Annotated in this window: 16 protein-coding genes, 1 tRNA gene, 1 other RNA gene and 1 pseudogene; 10 read left to right on the forward strand and 9 right to left on the reverse strand. The window is 65.8% G+C overall.

What is annotated here, in order from left to right:
• Nucleotides 1–167: 167 nt before the first annotated feature.
• Nucleotides 168–1,583 carry a stealth family protein gene (locus ACLKOZ_RS09085; RefSeq protein WP_376044730.1) on the forward strand — a complete coding sequence of 472 codons (1,416 nt, stop codon included), beginning with the start codon at nt 168–170 and terminating at the stop codon, nt 1,581–1,583.
• Nucleotides 1,584–1,614: 31 nt separating this feature from the next.
• On the opposite strand, the gene ACLKOZ_RS09090 is transcribed toward ACLKOZ_RS09085, so the two are convergent.
• A complete protein-coding gene (locus ACLKOZ_RS09090) occupies nt 1,615–2,544 on the reverse strand; it encodes a phosphodiesterase (protein ID WP_436474496.1) in 930 nt (309 codons plus the stop codon).
• 123 nt (nt 2,545–2,667) lie between these two features.
• Entirely contained in the window at nt 2,668–3,195 is a 528-nt protein-coding gene (locus tag ACLKOZ_RS09095) for a glutathione peroxidase (RefSeq protein WP_436474498.1), read from the reverse strand.
• 60 nt (nt 3,196–3,255) lie between these two features.
• On the opposite strand from ACLKOZ_RS09095, the gene ACLKOZ_RS09100 reads away from it, so the two are divergent.
• Nucleotides 3,256–3,891 (forward strand): hypothetical protein, encoded by a 636-nt coding sequence (locus tag ACLKOZ_RS09100; RefSeq protein WP_436474773.1) that lies wholly within the window; start codon nt 3,256–3,258, stop codon nt 3,889–3,891.
• Nucleotides 3,892–3,998: 107 nt separating this feature from the next.
• Here ACLKOZ_RS09100 and ACLKOZ_RS09105 read toward each other — a convergent pair.
• Nucleotides 3,999–4,601: pseudogene (locus ACLKOZ_RS09105) on the reverse strand (M23 family metallopeptidase); the annotation flags it as partial.
• Between the two features lie 237 nt (nt 4,602–4,838).
• Between ACLKOZ_RS09105 and ACLKOZ_RS09110 the strand changes: the two are divergent.
• Nucleotides 4,839–5,756, forward strand: a complete 918-nt coding sequence (locus tag ACLKOZ_RS09110) for an oxygenase MpaB family protein (protein WP_436474500.1) — start codon at nt 4,839–4,841, stop codon at nt 5,754–5,756.
• A gap of 100 nt (nt 5,757–5,856) precedes the next feature.
• Here the strand turns inward: ACLKOZ_RS09110 and ACLKOZ_RS09115 are convergent.
• Nucleotides 5,857–5,944, reverse strand: a tRNA-Ser gene (locus ACLKOZ_RS09115).
• 282 nt (nt 5,945–6,226) lie between these two features.
• On the opposite strand from ACLKOZ_RS09115, the gene ACLKOZ_RS09120 reads away from it, so the two are divergent.
• The 5 genes from ACLKOZ_RS09120 to ACLKOZ_RS09140 all read left to right on the forward strand — a co-directional run bounded on the left by ACLKOZ_RS09120 (nt 6,227) and on the right by ACLKOZ_RS09140 (nt 11,264).
• Complete coding sequence (locus tag ACLKOZ_RS09120) at nt 6,227–6,556, forward strand: hypothetical protein (RefSeq protein WP_436474502.1); 330 nt, start codon at nt 6,227–6,229, stop codon at nt 6,554–6,556.
• 40 nt (nt 6,557–6,596) lie between these two features.
• Nucleotides 6,597–6,693: signal recognition particle sRNA small type (gene ffs, locus ACLKOZ_RS09125), an RNA gene on the forward strand.
• 67 nt (nt 6,694–6,760) lie between these two features.
• Nucleotides 6,761–9,973 carry a DNA polymerase III subunit gamma and tau gene (locus ACLKOZ_RS09130; RefSeq protein WP_436474504.1) on the forward strand — a complete coding sequence of 1,071 codons (3,213 nt, stop codon included), beginning with the start codon at nt 6,761–6,763 and terminating at the stop codon, nt 9,971–9,973.
• Between the two features lie 75 nt (nt 9,974–10,048).
• On the forward strand, nt 10,049–10,648 hold the full coding sequence (gene recR, locus ACLKOZ_RS09135) for a recombination mediator RecR (protein WP_337351852.1): 600 nt from the start codon (nt 10,049–10,051) through the stop codon (nt 10,646–10,648).
• A gap of 16 nt (nt 10,649–10,664) precedes the next feature.
• A complete protein-coding gene (locus tag ACLKOZ_RS09140; RefSeq protein ID WP_436474506.1) occupies nt 10,665–11,264 on the forward strand; it encodes a GNAT family N-acetyltransferase in 600 nt (199 codons plus the stop codon).
• Here the strand turns inward: ACLKOZ_RS09140 and ACLKOZ_RS09145 are convergent.
• The 3 genes from ACLKOZ_RS09145 to ACLKOZ_RS09155 all read right to left on the reverse strand — a co-directional run bounded on the left by ACLKOZ_RS09145 (nt 11,253) and on the right by ACLKOZ_RS09155 (nt 14,566).
• Nucleotides 11,253–12,374, reverse strand: coding sequence for a hypothetical protein (locus tag ACLKOZ_RS09145; protein ID WP_436474508.1), 1,122 nt, complete (start codon nt 12,372–12,374; stop codon nt 11,253–11,255). The genes ACLKOZ_RS09140 and ACLKOZ_RS09145 overlap by 12 nt on opposite strands.
• Nucleotides 12,375–12,467: 93 nt before the next feature.
• Nucleotides 12,468–13,598 (reverse strand): ABC transporter permease, encoded by a 1,131-nt coding sequence (locus ACLKOZ_RS09150; RefSeq protein WP_337351849.1) that lies wholly within the window; start codon nt 13,596–13,598, stop codon nt 12,468–12,470.
• Nucleotides 13,595–14,566, reverse strand: coding sequence for an ABC transporter ATP-binding protein (locus ACLKOZ_RS09155; RefSeq protein ID WP_436474510.1), 972 nt, complete (start codon nt 14,564–14,566; stop codon nt 13,595–13,597). The genes ACLKOZ_RS09150 and ACLKOZ_RS09155 overlap by 4 nt, the downstream gene beginning before the upstream one ends.
• A 214-nt stretch (nt 14,567–14,780) precedes the next feature.
• Here ACLKOZ_RS09155 and ACLKOZ_RS09160 point away from each other — a divergent pair, with 214 nt between their 5' ends.
• Entirely contained in the window at nt 14,781–16,139 is a 1,359-nt protein-coding gene (locus ACLKOZ_RS09160; protein ID WP_436474512.1) for an aspartate kinase, read from the forward strand.
• Nucleotides 16,140–16,230: 91 nt separating this feature from the next.
• Here ACLKOZ_RS09160 and ACLKOZ_RS09165 read toward each other — a convergent pair whose 3' ends face one another.
• Nucleotides 16,231–16,440, reverse strand: a complete 210-nt coding sequence (locus ACLKOZ_RS09165) for a hypothetical protein (RefSeq protein WP_337346967.1) — start codon at nt 16,438–16,440, stop codon at nt 16,231–16,233.
• Nucleotides 16,441–16,556: 116 nt separating this feature from the next.
• Complete coding sequence (locus tag ACLKOZ_RS09170) at nt 16,557–16,751, reverse strand: hypothetical protein (RefSeq protein ID WP_376044731.1); 195 nt, start codon at nt 16,749–16,751, stop codon at nt 16,557–16,559.
• A 110-nt stretch (nt 16,752–16,861) separates the two neighbouring features.
• Here ACLKOZ_RS09170 and ACLKOZ_RS09175 point away from each other — a divergent pair, with 110 nt between their 5' ends.
• On the forward strand, nt 16,862–17,350 hold the full coding sequence (locus ACLKOZ_RS09175; RefSeq protein ID WP_436474514.1) for a MarR family winged helix-turn-helix transcriptional regulator: 489 nt from the start codon (nt 16,862–16,864) through the stop codon (nt 17,348–17,350).
• Nucleotides 17,351–17,352 lie beyond the last annotated feature (2 nt).

Raw genomic sequence — 17,352 nt, forward strand, 5'->3', positions numbered from 1 at the left:
CGGTTCAGGATGAAATCTACTACGGCGGCCAGGCGTCCGTAGAAACAGGTGCCCATCCGGAGGTGACATCGCCTGCCGCTGAAGCGCGCCTCAAGCACCGTCCCGACGTCGTCCGCCACAAGGGCAGGTATGCCCTCATCAACCACAACCGGACGCCATACCAGGCGATGGTGGAGGACCTGCTGTTCCTGCGCAATGTACTGGCCGGAGCCGGGCTGGACTACCTCCTGGTCCGTGGCAACAGCGACCGCCCAGTCATTGCGCTGGATTGGAAGGACAGGAAAAAGCTGCGGGCCGCCCTGGTGGAGGCCTGCCGCAATGAACCGGTCTATTCCATGACCGTGGACGCGAAAAAGAAATCCTCGGTGCTGGTGGCCGACGGCGAGCTCTCCCCCAACCGCCAGGCCCGGATCTTCCGCCTGTACCGTCCCCGTGTCGAACCGGATGGCGGCTTCGAGTTCGGTTCCTCCGCGGGGGTCCAGATTGAGCTGTGGAGCTTCGGGGGCGACCAGCTGATCCTGCCCATCGAGAATTCCCTGACACGCCGTACCATGCTGACCCAGGACGCCGTCCGTGGAACGGTGGAACGGTACGGGCACACCTGGCCGACGATCGAGAACATGTTCGCTGACCACGCCAGCGACATCAGCTTCGACATTGACCTGGTGTTCTCCTGGGTGGACGGCAGCTCCCCCGAATACATCGCTGCACGCCGTGCCCAGCAGCAAGGCGTTGTTCTCGGCGAAGGCGATGACCATGAGGCCCGCTTCCGGCAAATCAACGAACTCAAGTACGCCCTGCGCTCGGTCTACATGTTCGCGCCTTGGATCCGCCGCATCTTCATCGCCACCGACTCCCCCGCGCCTGAGTGGCTCGCCGAGCACCCGTCGGTGACCATTGTCCGGAGCGAAGAGTTCTTCTCCGATCCCTCGGTCCTGCCTACGCACAACTCACAGGCCGTGGAATGCCAACTCCACAACATCGACGGGCTCTCAGAGCACTTCCTGTACTCCAATGACGACATGTTCTTCGGCCGCCCGGTCGGTCCGGACATGTTCTTCACTCCCGGCGGCATCACCAAATTCATTGAAGCCGAAACGCGGATCGGACTCGGCGAGAACGCCGCCGAACGCAGCGGGTTCGAAAACGCCGCACGCGTAAACCGGAAGCTGCTATGGAACCGCTTCGGACGGATCACCACTCGCCACCTTGAGCACACGGCTGCCCCGCTGCGTCGCAGCGTGGTGGCCCGTATGGAGCGGGAGTTCCCGGAGGAGTTCCGCAAGACGGCGGCCAGCAGGTTCCGCGCCGCGGACAACATTTCGGTGACCAATTCCTTCTACCACTACTACGCCTTGCTCACGGGCCGGGCGGTCACCCAGACGGCAGCCAGGGTGCGCTACGTGGACACCACCATGCGGGCCGGGTTGAACTACCTGCCCAAGCTGCTGGCCAAGCGCAATATGGACTTCTTCTGCCTGAATGACGGCAGTTTCCCGGAAGTCCCAGCCGACGAGCGGGCGGAACTGGTGACCGATTTCCTGGAGAAGTACTACCCCATCAAGGCGCCCTGGGAGATCTGAGGCCGCCCGTGGCCCGGGCCTGCGGCTCCTGCTAGCTCCTGGATCCGAGTCCGACCTTGAGGGTTCCGGCGGTCTTTGCTTTCTCGGGGATGCGGATTCCCGCGGCGGCCAGGCGCGCTGCGGTCATTTCAGGCGCAACGTACTCGCCCACAGTGGGCGTGCTGCCCAGCGGGACCACCGAGTGGACAATGGTGTGCTCGTAGACGTGGACCAGGTTGAACGCCTGGCCGCCGTCCCGGCCCCGTGTTCCGCCGGCCGCCACGTTAAGGTCCTGGGTATAGCAGGTCGCCGAAGCCACCGAGACGGGAATTCCGGCGAAGCTTGCAGTGGTTGAGTAATGCAAATGCCCGGCGAGGATGGTGCGGACGTCGGAGTTTCGGACCACTGCCTCCAGGCTCGCTTGGTCGCGCAGTTCCACCAGCACTGAGAGATCCAGGACGGACGGGACCGGCGGGTGGTGGAGCGCCAGGATCGTGCCGTCCGGCGCGGGGGTGTCCAACTGGCTGGCCAGCCAGTCCAGCTGGGATTCGCTCAGCTCCCCGTGGTGGTATCCCGGCACGGACGTATCCATGGTGATCACGCGCAGGCCGTTGATGAAGTAGCTGTGGTCCACGGGGGCGTCGTTCGCTGGCTGGTCCAGCAGCCCCGCCCGGAAGTTGGCACGGTTGTCGTGGTTTCCCATGGCCCAAATGACCTTGGCGCCCATGTCTTCGCACGCAGGATCAACGATTGCACGCAATTTTGCGTAGGCGTCAGGGTCGCCCTTGTCCGCGAGGTCACCTGTGAAGATGACGGCCTCCGGCCGTGCCCCGGATGCCCGGACCTCGTCGAAAAGCTGGATGAGCTTGGCTTCGCTGTCTACAGCGCCATATAGGGGGTCTGGACCTCCCATCAGGTGGGGGTCGCTCAGGTGGAGTAGGAAGTGGCGTGGCCGGGGGTGCTCGGCCTCGATGTGCTCCATTGCTGCCTTTGTGGTCGGTGGGAAACGGCGTTTCCCTTCTACCCATCAGTAATCTTTATCCAACCAGACATTCGGCAAATTTTGGGTAAATTGCCGAGGCCATCTTGGAAAAAGATCAAAGAATTACGTTCCGTAATGCCCGCTCGGGTCTTCTTGAACATTAGAGGCCACCAATGCCGATTCAATGGCATCAATGATTTCTGCGGAGTCCGGCTCGACGGTCGGTGCGAAGCGTGCCACTACCTCGCCGTCGCGGTTCACCAGGAACTTCTCGAAGTTCCATTTCACCAGTCCGGGCAGCACGCTGGTCTTGAATTTTGTCAGTTCCGCGTACAGCGGATGCTGGTCCTTGCCCCGGACGTTGGCCTTGGCCGTGAGCGGGAAGGTCACACCGAAGTTCCGCTCGCAGAACTCGGCGATCTCGCCGTCGGTGCCGGGTTCCTGGCCGGCGAACTGGTTGCACGGGACTCCGAGGATCTCGAAGCCGCGGTCCCGAAACTTCTCGTAAACCGTCTCAAGTCCGGCGTATTGGGGCGTGAAACCGCAATGTGACGCCACGTTCACCACCAGGACTACGTTTCCCTTGAACCGGCCGAAGCGGGTCTCGGTACCGTCGTTGAGCGTGAGGGGAATGGTGTGGAGGGAAGTCACAGCGCCGTCCTTGAAGGGTTGGTCATGCGGGTGATTCGTTGCCAACCATCAAGGGTACGGGTGGAATCTGGGAGTTCTCTGGGTCTCTACGGCGCAGGCTCCGTCACCGTGGGCGTTGGAGCCGTGGCCGTAGACGCAGTTGGCGTTATCTTCGGCGACGTTGGCTCAGGTGGGGCGGGTGCCTCAGCCGAGGATTCGATCGCCGTTGGCTCGGCCGGGGTTGCCGTGGCTTTCAGCGTCGGCCAGGACGGACTCGGGATCGAGGAGGTGGGCGTCGGGGACGAAGGAACGGTCGCCGCAGGGGTGGTCCCTGTGGGCACCGGCGTCGGTGATGTCCCCGTGGGAGCGGGCGACGAGGTGCCCGTCGTCGTTGGCGTGGGCGAGGCGCTGCCGGTGCCGGACGGGGAGGACGACGTCGGCGAGGTTGGCACGGACGGGGAGGACGACGTCGGCGAGGTTGGCACGGACGGTGAGGGAGCCGCCGTCGTGGTTGGCGTAGCCGTGGTTGTGTTTGCCGGTGTCGCCGTGGGCGACCCCGACGGTGCCGGCGTCGATGTTGGCGCCGCAGTGGCTGTGTTTGCAGTTCCCGGAGTGGACCCTGCCGCGGGTTCCGGTTCCGGCGCCTCAGCCAGTTCCTGTTCACCGTTGAGTACGGTGTGGGAGTGGTCCGCGGCGACCGGGATGGCCCAGCGCTGACCCTCCGAAGCACTCGATGCCTTGCCGTCGTAACTGACCATCGCGATGTCCTCCAGCGCGTCCACTTGGCGGGTGGGCAGCAGCGTCCAGTTCAGGGGGCTGGTGTGCTTGCCGCGAAGGATTGTTTCGAAATGCAGGTGGCAGCCCGTGGACCATCCGGTAGTACCCACCCGCGCAATGACCTGGCCCACCTGGACGGAGTCCCCTGCCCGGACCGCGATCGCCTCCAAATGGTTGTACGTGGTGATCAGCCCGTTGCCGTGGTCGATCTCCACCCGGTTGCCGCCGCCCCACGGATGCCAGCCGGCGGCGCGGACAACACCGGCGTCGGCCGCATAGACCCTGGTGCCGCAGCCTGCCGCATAGTCCTGGCCGAGGTGGAAGTCCCCTGCCGCTCCAGAGAGGGGGCTGATCCGGTAGCCAAAGGGCGAACTCTGCCTGAGGACTTCAAGGGGCGCCATCAGGGACCCCTCCGGAGGTCGTTTGAGCCCGGCGGAGGCAACGTTCAGCTCGGCGCGTCCATCCTTGGCGACAGTAGTGATAATCGTCCGGCTGAACGGGACCAGGGCCCTGCTGTCCGTGAGGAAACCACCTCCGAGTCCGGGAAGGCTGACACTGCCGGCCGGTGACGCCGGCTTCCCCGCTTGGAGAGGGGCGCCAGGAAATCCCAAGGCAAAAAAGGACACGGCAACAACAACACTCGCGGCCATTGCGCGAACCGCCACAGCGCAGGGGCCCGCAGACTCCTTGTCGCGGCCGGATCCCCAATGATTGCCCACTCGTTGACTCCCGGGTTGGCCCGTCAGACCCCAGATCTCCGAACGGGCTTACCCCATCATGGGACCACAAAGCCCGGAGCCTGTGAACCCCGGCACGGCAGACTGCGGATTTTTTGTGGATATGCGCGTGCATCCGCTGCCCGACGGGCTGTGAGTAAGAATGGTGATATGCGCAATCTCCTCAGGGAATGGCAGGGGGAACTCAAACGCGTGTTCACCGGCAGCCCTGACGTGCTGCCCGCCTGGGTTCCGCGGTTGGCGGAGGGAAACGACGCCGGCTATCACCTGCCCGGCTCGGCTGTCTGGGCGGTGCACGGCTCCATGACACCCATCGTGGCCGGCATCCGCGCGCTCCTGATGCAGGCTCTGCACCCGGCCGCGTTGGCGGGAATCCTCGAGCACTCCGACTTCCGCGAAGATCCGTTGCGCCGGCTGGCCCGCACCATCCGGTGGATTTTCACCGTCACCTACGGCTCAAGGGCCGCCGCAGACGAAGCCACCGCCCGTGTCCGCCAACTGCACGAGCCCGTCCACGGAGACTACATGGACGGGCGCGGTACGGAGCGACATTACTCAGCGAATGATCCGGAGGCTGCCCGCTGGGTCCACCTGGCCTTCGTCGATGCGTTCCTCACGGCCCACAAGATCTGGGGCGGCGAAATCCCGGGCGGCCCTGATGCCTACGTCCGCGAGTGGGCCCAGGCCGGGCGGCTGATGGGGGTTGAGGATCCACCGCTCACGGAAGCCGACATGCACCGGCAGCTGGACCGTTGGTATGCAAGCGGGGAGTTGCTGTCTGACAGCAGGGTCGCCGAGACTGTCGAATTCATTCGCCACCCGCCCCTGCACCCGCTCCTGCGCCCGGGCTATCAAGTGGTGTTTGCCGGCGCCGTCTACAGCCTCGACCCCAGGTACCGGCAGATGCTGGGGCTCCGGAAGGCGCGGCTGGGCCCGTTCCCCCTCCCAGTAAAGCTGGCAACCGGGGCGACTCTCGGCGTCGTGCATCTGGCCCTGGGGCGCGGGCCGGGACCAAGCGAGCAGGCGGCCCGGCAGCGGCTCCGAAGGCTGGGCCACACCCCCGGCTGACGGGGCAAGGCTGGTAGTCCCGACACCATGGGGCGAAGTGACTGCAGTTCTCGGGAATGCAAAAACCCGGCCCTGACATGGTCAGGACCGGGTTTTTGGCTGGCGGAGAATGGGGGATTTGAACCCCCGAGGGCGTTAACCCAACACGCGTTCCAGGCGTGCGCCATAGGCCGCTAGGCGAATTCTCCAGCTGCTTCTGAATCAAAAGCAGACACTAGACTACCTGAACTTTTCAGCAACGCCCAATTGGCCTCAGGTGGGTGCCCGTTAACGTCAAAATGGACGCCCCCAATGCGCCCATTCCTCCGGAACACCGTTGAGCTGCCGGGTCCGGCCCTCCAGCCAGGCCCCGCAGCTCACAATCTTGAGATTGCCCCAATCGGTGTACATACCCATACTCGGGCCTGCCCGCCGGATAAGCAATGAATTATGCCTCCCATTACCTTCGGCGCCTTTGGCACGATGGAGCCATGACACAGCTCCACACCCTGGTTGCCTACGTTCCCCGGACCCATACGCACGCAGTCCTGGCCGCGATCGGCGACGCCGGGGCAGGCCGGATCGGAAACTACTCCCACTGCTCTTTCGTCACGGCCGGGACCGGGCGCTTCACGCCGCGGGCAGGGGCCACACCCTTTCTTGGAGACCTGGACCGGCCCACCGAGGTCGCTGAGGACAGGATCGAATGCGTGGTCGAGGCCGCCGTGCTGGACGCGGTGGTGTTGGCCCTGCGCGCCGCCCACCCCTATGAGGAGCCCGCCCTCATGAGCTGGCCGGTGGACGGGTGGCCCAGGGAATAAGGCCGGTTCGAGGCACGCGAAAAGTTCGGGTAAACTGATCTGCGGCCCCTCATGTGGCGTCATCCTGTTGAACTCCCCCAGGACCGGAAGGTAGCAAGGGTAGACGGGCTCTGGCGGGTGCATGGGGGGTCTTTACTATTCCCCCGCTGGGTGGCCGCCCGCCCAGGATCATGATTGTCAGCCCGGATTGGTAGGGTTTTCTCTGTGACTGTTACAACCGCCCTATACCGCAGATACCGTCCGGATTCCTTTGCTGACGTTATCGGGCAGGAACACGTCACGGAGCCGCTGATGACGGCCCTGCGGAAGAACCGGGTCAATCACGCCTACCTCTTCTCAGGTCCCCGCGGTTGCGGAAAAACCACGTCCGCCCGCATCCTCGCCCGCTGCCTCAACTGTGCCCAGGGCCCCACTGACACCCCGTGCGGCGTCTGCCCCAGCTGTATTGAACTGGCCCGCGGCGGCTCCGGCTCCCTTGACGTCATCGAGATCGACGCCGCCAGCCACGGTGGCGTCGATGACGCCCGCGACCTCCGCGAACGGGCCACCTACGCCCCGGTCCGGGACCGCTACAAAATCTTCATCATCGATGAGGCCCACATGGTCACCTCGGCGGGGTTCAACGCCCTGCTCAAGATCGTGGAAGAGCCTCCGGAGCACATCAAGTTCATCTTCGCCACCACCGAGCCTGACAAAGTCATCGGCACTATCCGGTCCCGCACCCACCACTATCCTTTCCGGCTGGTTCCCCCTGAGCCGCTCATGGCCTACCTGGAACTGCTGTGCCGGCAGGAAAACGTCCCGGTGGCTCCGGGGGTCCTGTCCTTGGTGATCCGGGCCGGCGCAGGCTCGGTCCGGGACTCGCTCTCCGTGCTGGACCAGCTGATGGCCGGAGCCGGGCAGAACGGCCTTGACTACGAGCTCGCCGTCGCGCTCCTGGGCTACACCCATGCCTCGCTGCTGGATGACGTCGTCGAGGCAGTGGCTGCCGCCGACGCCGCAACGGTCTTCCGCGCCGTGGACCGCGTGATCCAGACCGGCCACGATCCCCGCCGCTTCGTCGAGGACCTGCTCGAACGCTTCCGCGACCTCATCATTGTCCAGGCCATGCCCGAAAGCGCCCAGACCATCCTGCGAGGCATGCCGGCGGACCAGATCGCACGGCTGCAGAACCAGGCGCACAACCTGGGAGCAGCTGAACTCTCACGCGCCGCGGATGTCACCAACACCGCACTGACCGAGATGACAGGTGCCACGTCCCCGCGGCTCCACCTCGAACTGCTGTGCGCGCGCATTCTGCTGCCCAGCTCAGAACAGACCGAACGCGGCATTGCCGCCCGGATCGACCGCGTGGAGCGGCGCCTCAGCTACGCCGGGAACGACGTCGGTGCTCCCGCCCCCGCAGGATCCGCCCAACCGGTGGCCGGAGCTGCTTCTACAGCCACTGCTCCCGCTGCACCAGCGTCCGCCCGTTCAGGGGAGGGCATGCCGGCCGCCGCTGCTTCCCAGGAAATGCCCCCTCAGCAGGTGCAGCGGCCGCAAGCAGCCGAAGCCCGCCAGCCCCTGACGGCACCCCGGGTCAGCACTGGCGACTGGCCCGTGGATGAGCCCTCCAGCGGCCGGACCTCTACAGGCCCCGCAGCAGAAGCCCCCCGCACACCGGTGCAGGAAATACCGGCGCAGCAACCGCCCGTCCAGGAAATGCCGGCGCAGCAACCGCCCGTCCAGGAAACGCCAGCGCAGCAGCCGCGGGCGCAGCAGGCTCCCATGCAGCAATCCCCCGCCGCCGCCCCTGTGGCGGAAGCCCGGCCAGCGGAAGCCCCCGCTGCCACCGGACGGCCCGGCGCCGACGTCGAAGTGCTTCGCCGCGCGTGGCCCGAAATCCTCCAGACGTTGTCGAAAATCAAGCGCAGCACCTGGGCGCTGGTGGAACCCAACGCCCAGGTGGCAGCCTTCGACGGCCAGGGACTCACCCTCGCCTTCACCACGTCCGGGCTGGCGGGAGCATTCGGCCGTGCCGACCATTCGGAAAACCTGCGCCAGGCGATCCACAAAACCGTGGGCATTGACTGCCAGATCACGGCCGTCGCGGGCGGCAACAACAGCCCAGCGAGCTCTGAGCCAAACCCAAAAGCGCCCGCTAGCCGGGTAGCCCCGGCAACGTCCGCAGATGTCGCCTGGGGGCTCGCCCCCGCAGGCGCTCCCGCCGCCCCGGACAACACCGCGCCCGCACCGGACAATGCCCCGCCGAGCGCGGCCGCTGCGCCCACCGTTCCGGCCTCTGCGGTTCCTGCTCCTCCGGCCACGGTTCAGCCGCCGGCGGTTACCGCAGCAACGGTTCCTGCCGCCAAGGTCCCAACGGAACCGGTCCCTTCATCCGCCGAACAGTTTGCTGCTCCGGCGGAAGCTCAGGGAGCACCTATCCACGCCGCGGCTGCCATGCCAGCGAACGCATCGGTGCCGGCGCCTGGCCCGGTGCCCGCGCCGCCGTCGGTGCAGGAGGACGAGGCCGCCGGCACGTACGCCTACTCCGACGACGACTGGGGCCCGCCCCGCGACGAAGATGCCCCGCCCTTGGACGAGGAACCTCCCATGGACTGGGATCCCTCCGCGCCGATGGAACCGCGGCGTACCCCAGCTGGCCCTGCTTCTGACAGCAGTGACCTGCCCGGCGGCAAGCGCGCCCCCAAAACCGCCAAAAAGGCCGGTTCGACGGCGTCAGGCGTCCAGGCCTCTTCAGGTCCGGCTCCCGCAGCCGCCGCGCCTGATCCGTGGACCCGCGCCGTGGAACAGGCGCCGGGTGTCTGGGTTGTTGGCACTGAAACCAACCTCGGCAAGAGCCAGGCTCCTGCCGGAGCGGACACCACGGCTGTCACCACCAGCCCTCCACCTGACTACGAACCCGCCGCGGCACAGATTCCCCAGACGGCTCCAGCTGCCCCGCCTGTGGCCCCAGAGCCTGCAGCGGCCCCGCAAGCGCCCGAAACAGTGGACGACTGGGGACTTCCAGTGGCCGCATCCGTAGCCGCCCCTTCCTCTCCCGGGCCAGGTGGTTTTGGGCCTTCCACCCCCGGAATCCCCGCCGCGGAACCGGTGCGCGAATACGCCATGGCCACTTCGGCCCCGCAGGCCGCGCCTCCGCAACCCTCTCCTGCAACCACCCCGGCTGCGGCCGCCGCCCGGCAGAGCCTCTACCAGCGGCTGTCCAACAGTCCCGAAGCGGAGGCCGGGCGGGCCAAGGCGCCGTCGCGGGCCGTCGCGGCCGCTGTTCCGGACGTGCAGGATATCCCCAGTGCGGATGACGAAACCATCGAGGAATCGGGTGTCTTCGGGCGCGCCGCCATCGAGCGTATTCTGGGCGGGAAGCTCATCGAGGAGCGCTCCCTGGATGGCAGCCCGCTGCCTCCCCGTTACTGACGGCCCCACAACGGCTCGCCACGTAGCGTGCACCACTGATTCGCCCATCATCCAAGACAAGCTAAAGAGGAAAACGTGTACGAAGGTGCGGTCCAGGAGCTGATTGATGAGCTTGGACGCCTTCCCGGAGTGGGGCCCAAGTCCGCGCAGCGGCTGGCGTTCCACATCCTCGAAGCCGATCCTCAAGACATGAAACGCCTGGTGGACGCCATCACCACGGTGAAGGAACGCGTGAAATTCTGCACCGTCTGCGGCAACGTGACCGAGCAGGAGCTCTGCAACATCTGCCGGGACGTCCGGCGCGATCCTTCGGTGATTTGCGTGGTCGAGGAGTCCAAGGACGTCCTGGCAGTGGAGCGCACCCGGTCATTCCGCGGCCGCTACCATGTGCTGGGCGGAGCCATCAATCCGATTGCCGGTGTTGGCCCGGAACAGCTCCGGATCCGGGAACTGCTGACCAGGTTGAACGACGGCGCCATCCAGGAGGTCATCATCGCCACCGACCCCAACCTGGAAGGTGAGGCAACGGCCACCTACCTGGCCCGGATGCTGAAGTCCATCGGCATTGTGGTCACCCGCCTCGCATCCGGGCTGCCCGTGGGCGGCGACCTGGAGTACGCGGACGAGGTCACCCTGGGCCGCGCCTTCGAGGGCCGACGCAACGCGCTCAGCTAATGACTGGACAGATGCCGTGATCCCGGAAGACATCGTGCCGCTGGTCACCGAGCGGCTCATTCTGCGCTTGGTTGAGGAATCGGATGCCGCTGCCATTCACCGCTTCCGCAGCGACCCGTCCGTCACCCGCTACCTGTCCCACGGTCCCCTCACCGTGGCGGCAAACGGCGAGAGGCTGGCGGAGCTGCTCGCGCTGCGCAAGGCATCCGCCGCCGAGTGGTTCAACTACGGCTGGGCCGTCACGCTGCGGGAGTCCGGCGACGTTATTGGCGACGCCCGGACCTGGAACAGCATCGAACTGACCTCCGCCGGGATGCTTTCCCAGGGAAAACTTCCCGCCCGGCACTCGGCTTTGGGTTACGTCCTGCATCCCGACTATCACCGTCAGGGGTACGGCCGCGAGGCTGCCGGGGCATTGGTCGGCTGGCTCTTCTCGGAGCGGAGGATGAGCACCATCGTCGCGGGGGCCTATGAACCAAACACTCCATCCATCAAGCTCCTCCAGAGCCTGGGCTTCCAGCAGGACACGGCAGCCCCGGCAGACCGGGAAACGGCCGGCAAGGGCTACCCACTGCTGAATTTTCGTCTGGACAATCTACAGCAATCAATCGCCTGAACCGCCCCTGCGCCGGGCAGCCAACTGGCCGCCAGCCATGATGGCCCCGGCCACGACACCCTGGGTGCCCAGCCCGATCACTTCCAAAGGCATCCGGGCAGTGTCCTTGGTACGCGGCTCGGCGTTGACACAGGGGACTGTCGTACCGTCCGCAGCTTCCTGGAGGGCACCGGGCATCCAGCCCAGACCTTCCTCTCCGGTCTCGCCGCCAGAAGCCAGCATCGCAAACATCACCACGGGGTTGGCCGCCACCAGCCACACAATCCGTTCCGTGTGAAAAACCTCGGCGAGGCCCAGGAGTTCGGTCGAGCACTCATATGCATCCCGCGTACCGTCGGACCCCCAAACCACATTTATGGCAACCGTGACGGGTTCGTCGGCGCGGACGGCGGGCATCAAGGCCCAAACAGCCACAGCGTTCCCCGCCACAAGGGCTCCAGCCACAGTCCAGCCGGCTAGCGCCGCCAACAGTCGGCGGCGGAGCAACGCCGAAACGCCGGCACCGATAGCTCCAAAGACTGCGAACTCCAAGGCGACCACGCCGGCGGAGGCGCCAGCCGTGCCGGCAGCTGAGACTCCTGTAATGCCGGCATGCAGCACCAGCACGATCAGTGCGATCGCTGCTACAACGAGCCCCCGCACGGCGACGGAAAGAAAAGGGGCCAGCGGCCCTGGATCCAGGTCCCCTGGCTGCCTTGGCCCGGACAGCCGCTGGCGTCCCAGTAGTCCCCAATGCACCGCAAGGAGGGCCGAGGAGGCCGGCATCAGGGCAGCAGCGAGCAAATGGCTAAACCACCGGGCCTCTTCCGGCTGCATTTCGGCAGGGGCGGCGGCCACGCCATGGAGCGCCAGCGCGAAAAGGGAAGTGGCAAGCGGCACTGCCACAGCCACCAGCCAGAACCGCACGGCCCGGAACGATGCCAGCAAGTCCCCTACTGCCAGGCTGAGCGCCACCCGTGCGAGGCCGGCGGGCTGAGGTGCCCAGTCGGCGTCGTCCTCGCTCCCGGGCGTTCCGGAGTTCCAGCCGGGACCAATGGCCTCGTAGACAGGCTCCTCGCTGGTTCGCTCCGCATGCTGCCGTTCGTCCTCAGCCACAGTTCGAAGCCCCACATCCGATGGACAGCCCCAGCCCCGGCGGACGCCGGCGGGTTCGCCGGCTGATCCCATCCTGATCCGCCGGGCAGGGCCTGTCCAGAGGAGAAGTCAGGCTATGCGGGTTCCCCGCGCCAGTCTGTGGGCCGGTGTCCGCAGCGAACGCCAGCCCAGCCACAGCAGCAGGCCGGCCAGCACCAGTTGCAAGCCGAGCCCCAGCGGCCACAGCGGCGTTTGCTGGGCAAGATAGCGTGACTTCACCTCGCCATTGGCGCACGGGTAGGTTCCCTCCGGGCCCGCCATGGCGTACCGCGCTCCTTGGCTGACGTTCTCGATGGCTCCGACGGAGGTAAAGCCTTGCTCTCCCGTCCGCACGGGATAAGGAATGGCGTCAGCCACCACCACGTACGGGTTCATTGCCAGGAACCAGGCCACACGCTCGGTACGCGGGGCCGGCTGCTCGCGCAGCGGCCCGGCACAGGTGTATTCCGGCTCCACGGGCCCGTTGCTGAGCGGCTGGTACTGGCGGTACTCCGGCTGGTTGGCCATGATGGTTCCCTGCGTGAGGCCCATTCCCAGCCCGAAGGCGATCAGCGTGCCGATCACAAGTCCAGCCACCGCCAGGTACGTCACCACGATGGAGAACAACGGCCGCCCTGCCAGCGCCGAAATCCCCACGCCGACGGCGCAGACGACTCCCACCTCAACAGCCAGCATCAGCAACGCCACAACGACGTGTCCGGGCGTCATGCCGCCGAGCGCCACCCCGATCACCAGGAACGGCGTGCTGGCAACGAGGAAGGCAAGCGCCGCGAACCACGCCGCGAAGAACTTGCCCCAAAGTATCTGTCCGGGCCGCAGCAGCGTCACCTGCAGGATGGCCAGCGTGCCTCCCGCGCGGTCACCGTTGACGGCATTCGCGGACAGCGCCGGAGCCACCAAAAGCGCGAAGAGCAGCACAAACGCCAGCACCACTTCAAAGATCATGGACCCCGGGCCGGTTTGCTCCGGCACGTAGTCCGAATACGAGCGTTGCGCAGCCTGGGTGGCGTTCCAGCTGGCCCACGTCAGCCACGTCACCAGGCCGGTCAGGAGGAACCAGATGGCCAGCATGATGTACCAACCGCGGGAGCGGAGGCGCTGTTTCAGTTCCAGGACTACTACGTCCTTGATGCCGGCGGCGTAGCCAGCTGCACGGCCGGTTACGGCGGTTTGCTGTTGTGTGTCGGTCACCTGGCTCATCGCCGCTCCCCCTCGAGATTCATGTAGGTCTCTTCCAGGGCACCCGAAGCGGGCGCGAAAGAGCTGACCGGGACGCCGGCGAGCACGAGCTCGCGCAGGAGCCGCGCGGCGTCGTCGTCGTTCAGGAGCAGCAGGCTCACCGCCGGACGGCGGCCATCCCCTACCCGGAAGGCAAGCCCCAATTCTGTGAGTTTCGCTGCCAGCGCCCCGCCGTCAGTGGCTGAGATCGCGTACCTGCGCCCGGCGGCATGGGCCTCTTCCGTGGTTTGCTGCCTGACGGTGCGGCCCTTATTAACAAAGACGGCGCCGTCGGCAATTTCGTCCAGTTCGCTCAGGACGTGGGAGGAGACCACCACGGCCTTCCCTTCCTGCGCCAGCTGGCGCAGCATGATCCGCAGTTCAACGCGGGACCCCGGATCAAGGCCGGACGCCGGCTCGTCGAGGAGAAGAACCGACGGGTCGTGGATCAGGGCGCGTGCCAGGCTGAGCCGCTGCTGCTGGCCGCGTGAGAGCACGCGGGCCGGCTGGTCGGCGAGGTCGGCCAGCCGCACACGGTCCAGCATCTCCCCGACCCGCCCGCCAATTCCTGCGGCGGGAAGCCGGTAGAAACGGGCAATCTGGGTCAGGATCTCGCGCGCCGTCAGGGACTCCCACACGCCAAGCGTGTCAGGCATCCAGCCGATCCTGCTGCGGACCGCGGCCCGGTCACGCTGCGGGTCGAGGCCGCCCACGCTGACGGTGCCGGAGTCCGGCGCCAGCAGGGATGCCAACATCAGCAGCAGCGTGGTTTTGCCGGCCCCATTGGGACCGATCAGCGCGGTCACCTTGCCCGCCGGAGCATGGAAGTCCATGTGCTCGACGGCGTGCACCTGCCCGAACTTCCGGCTGACGGCGGTGGCTGTTATGCCGCCCGCGGGCAACTCTTCCGGCAGCGCCGGGCCTCCGGTCGAATCTTCGTCTATTGCCATTTCCTGCGCACCTGTCCCCCAAGTCTCTGCATGCATACTGACTATCTGAGCGTACGCCCGCAGTGTTGCTTCCGGTGTCCACCCCAAGGCGGAGATTCGGTCACAATTCAACGCCGGGCGGCGGCGGCGATAAACTGGGCTGAACAAGTCACGCCGTTGCGCCGACAGGGCGCCTGGCCGCCAGAACTCCGATTGATTCAGTGAAGGTACGCGCATGAGTACGCCCACTACCGAAGTGCACACCGCAGCCCAGCCGCAGGAGCGGTCCGACGGCGGTGCCGTCACCAAGCAGCTGATTGTCCAGAAGTTCGGCGGCTCCTCCGTTGCGGACGCCGAGGGCATCAAGCGGGTAGCCCGGCGCGTGGTTGATGCCCAGCAGGCCGGCAACGAAGTGGTGGTCGTTGTGTCCGCCATGGGCGACACCACCGACGAGCTGCTGGACCTCGCCGGCCAGGTCACCGATTCCGCCCCCGCCCGCGAAATGGACATGCTGCTGTCCGCTGGCGAGCGTATCTCCATGGCCCTGCTGGCGATGGCCATCAACAAGTTTGGTGCTTCGGCCCAGTCCTTCACCGGATCCCAGGCTGGCATGATCACCGACGGCATCCATGGCAAGGCCCGGATCATCGACGTCGACCCGCACCGCATCCGCACATCGCTGGACAAGGGACACATCGCCATTGTGGCCGGGTTCCAGGGCATGAGCAGGACCACCAACGAGATCACCACCTTGGGCCGCGGCGGCTCGGACACCACTGCGGTGGCCTTGGCCGCAGCACTGGAAGCCGACGTCTGCGAGATCTACACCGACGTCGACGGGATCTACACCGCAGACCCCCGTGTGGTTCCCGCCGCCCAGAAGATCGACACCATTTCCAGCGAGGAAATGTTGGAGCTTGCCGCCTCGGGCGCCAAGATCCTGCACCTGCGCTGCGTCGAGTACGCCCGCAGGTTCGGCGTGCCCCTGCACGTCAGGTCCTCATTCAGCCAGCACGAAGGCACCTGGGTCATCCCCAGCGCCGAAGACAAGATCACCACTCAAGAGGGAGTTGCCTTGGAGCAGCCAATCATCTCCGGCGTTGCGCACGACCGTTCCGAAGCCAAAGTCACCGTGGTGGGTGTTCCGGACATCCCCGGCAAGGCCGCCGCGATCTTCCAGGTCATCGCCGACGCCCACTCCAACATCGACATGATCGTCCAGAACGTCTCGACGCACGGCACCGGCCGGACTGACATCTCCTTCACGCTGCCCATCGTTGAAGGCGCCGATGCGCTGGCGGCGCTGAAGGCGGCGCAGCCCGAAATCGGCTTCGAAAACATCGAATACAACGAACAGATCGGCAAGCTGTCGCTGATCGGCGCGGGCATGCGTTCACACCCGGGTGTTTCCGCCACCTTCTTCAAAGCGCTGTCCGCTGCCGGAATCAACATCAATATGATCTCCACCTCCGAGATCCGTATCTCGGTAGTCACGCACGCTGACCTGCTCGACGATGCCGTGCGCGCCATCCACAAGGCCTTCGACCTCGACAGTGAGAGCGAAGCCACCGTGTACGGCGGAACGGGCCGCTAGGCGCGCGCCCTCAGAGGCCTCATACGCTCAAAAAGGAGCCGCCCCGCGCAGCATGTGCGGGGCGGCTCTTGAGGTTAAGGGCCCGAGTTGGTCACTTATTCAGGTCTTCACGCCGGACCGCATAGTGGTGGCCTTCGGAATCGGTTTCCACTTCGAAGTGGGAGAGATCCTCGTCGGAGGCCTGCTCGAACTCATCATGCTTGTGAACTACCGGCGCGTCCGGATCCAGGCGGGTCGCAGGTCCAAAGACAAACCGTAACCGGTCGGTCACGTTCATAAAGCGGGTGAGTGCATGCGCCATATTTTCCACCCCCTTCCCACGTCCCGGGCGAAAGTCCCCTGGTCCCGCAAGGGGGCCAGTGCCCTTATTTTACGCCCGACAGGCCAAAAAGGCCCCGGAACGGCGGGAGCCTGCGCTCAGCGCAAAGACTTATCCTCCGGGTTCTTGGGAACCACGTAGGTGCTGCCGTCGGGGCGGTGCAGCGTCTCCCACTGCTGGCTCTCCGCTTCACGCTGGGCCAGCAGTTTCCGGTTCTCCTCCGTCATGTCGTGCACCAGGGAGCTGCGGTTGGCCGGCCCGAAGATGGCCCGAAGCTTGCCGGTTGCCCGCATGAACCGCTGTGATGCATTGTCCTTGACCACTGACGTGACTCCTTCGACAGAACCGTATTCGTCGTTCCAGTGTACGCTAATAATTAGTGCACTAACTATTGGAGGCAGTAATGACCACCACCTTGGCCACGGGCTCACCCGAGCAGGACGACCTGCTTCTGGAACACCAGCTCTGTTTCGCCCTGACAGTGGCGTCCAGAAGCGTAGTGGGCGCCTATAAACCGGTATTGGAGAAACTGGGGCTGACCCACCCCCAATACCTGGTCATGCTGTGCCTCTGGGAGGAGAGCCCCCGGACCGTGCGCAACATCAGCGAGGCCCTCGCCCAAGAACCCGCGACCATATCCCCGCTACTGCGGCGCCTCGAAGTCGCGGGACTGCTCACCCGCCGACGCGTAGACGGAAACGAACGGGCCCTTGCCGTGGAACTGACTCCGGCCGGTGCAGCGCTTCGTCAGCAGGCTTTGGCGGTCCCCGGCACCATGATGGAGCGCCTGGGACTGACGCGGGACCAGGTCGCCAAGCTGCACGCGGCCATGATGGGGTTGATCGCAGCCACCGCCGGGACGACCGGCGGTAAGCCAGCGACCCGGCAGTAGAA

This window comes from Arthrobacter sp. R4 (genome assembly GCF_051365025.1).
GTDB lineage: Bacteria > Actinomycetota > Actinomycetes > Actinomycetales > Micrococcaceae > Arthrobacter.

Bases quoted from the DNA above. Each gene is read 5' to 3' on its own strand.
- ACLKOZ_RS09090 (WP_436474496.1), bottom strand. From the start codon at position 2,544: ATGGAGCACATCGAGGCCGAGCACCCCCGGCCACGCCACTTCCTACTC.
- ACLKOZ_RS09160 (WP_436474512.1), top strand. From the start codon at position 14,781: ATGAGTACGCCCACTACCGAAGTGCACACCGCAGCCCAGCCGCAGGAG.
- ACLKOZ_RS09155 (WP_436474510.1), bottom strand. From the start codon at position 14,566: ATGGCAATAGACGAAGATTCGACCGGAGGCCCGGCGCTGCCGGAAGAG.
- ACLKOZ_RS09110 (WP_436474500.1), top strand. From the start codon at position 4,839: ATGCGCAATCTCCTCAGGGAATGGCAGGGGGAACTCAAACGCGTGTTC.
- ACLKOZ_RS09165 (WP_337346967.1), bottom strand. From the start codon at position 16,440: ATGGCGCATGCACTCACCCGCTTTATGAACGTGACCGACCGGTTACGG.
- ACLKOZ_RS09085 (WP_376044730.1), top strand. From the start codon at position 168: ATGGTGGAGGACCTGCTGTTCCTGCGCAATGTACTGGCCGGAGCCGGG.
- ACLKOZ_RS09175 (WP_436474514.1), top strand. From the start codon at position 16,862: ATGACCACCACCTTGGCCACGGGCTCACCCGAGCAGGACGACCTGCTT.
- ACLKOZ_RS09120 (WP_436474502.1), top strand. From the start codon at position 6,227: ATGACACAGCTCCACACCCTGGTTGCCTACGTTCCCCGGACCCATACG.
- ACLKOZ_RS09170 (WP_376044731.1), bottom strand. From the start codon at position 16,751: ATGCGGGCAACCGGCAAGCTTCGGGCCATCTTCGGGCCGGCCAACCGC.
- ACLKOZ_RS09150 (WP_337351849.1), bottom strand. From the start codon at position 13,598: ATGAGCCAGGTGACCGACACACAACAGCAAACCGCCGTAACCGGCCGT.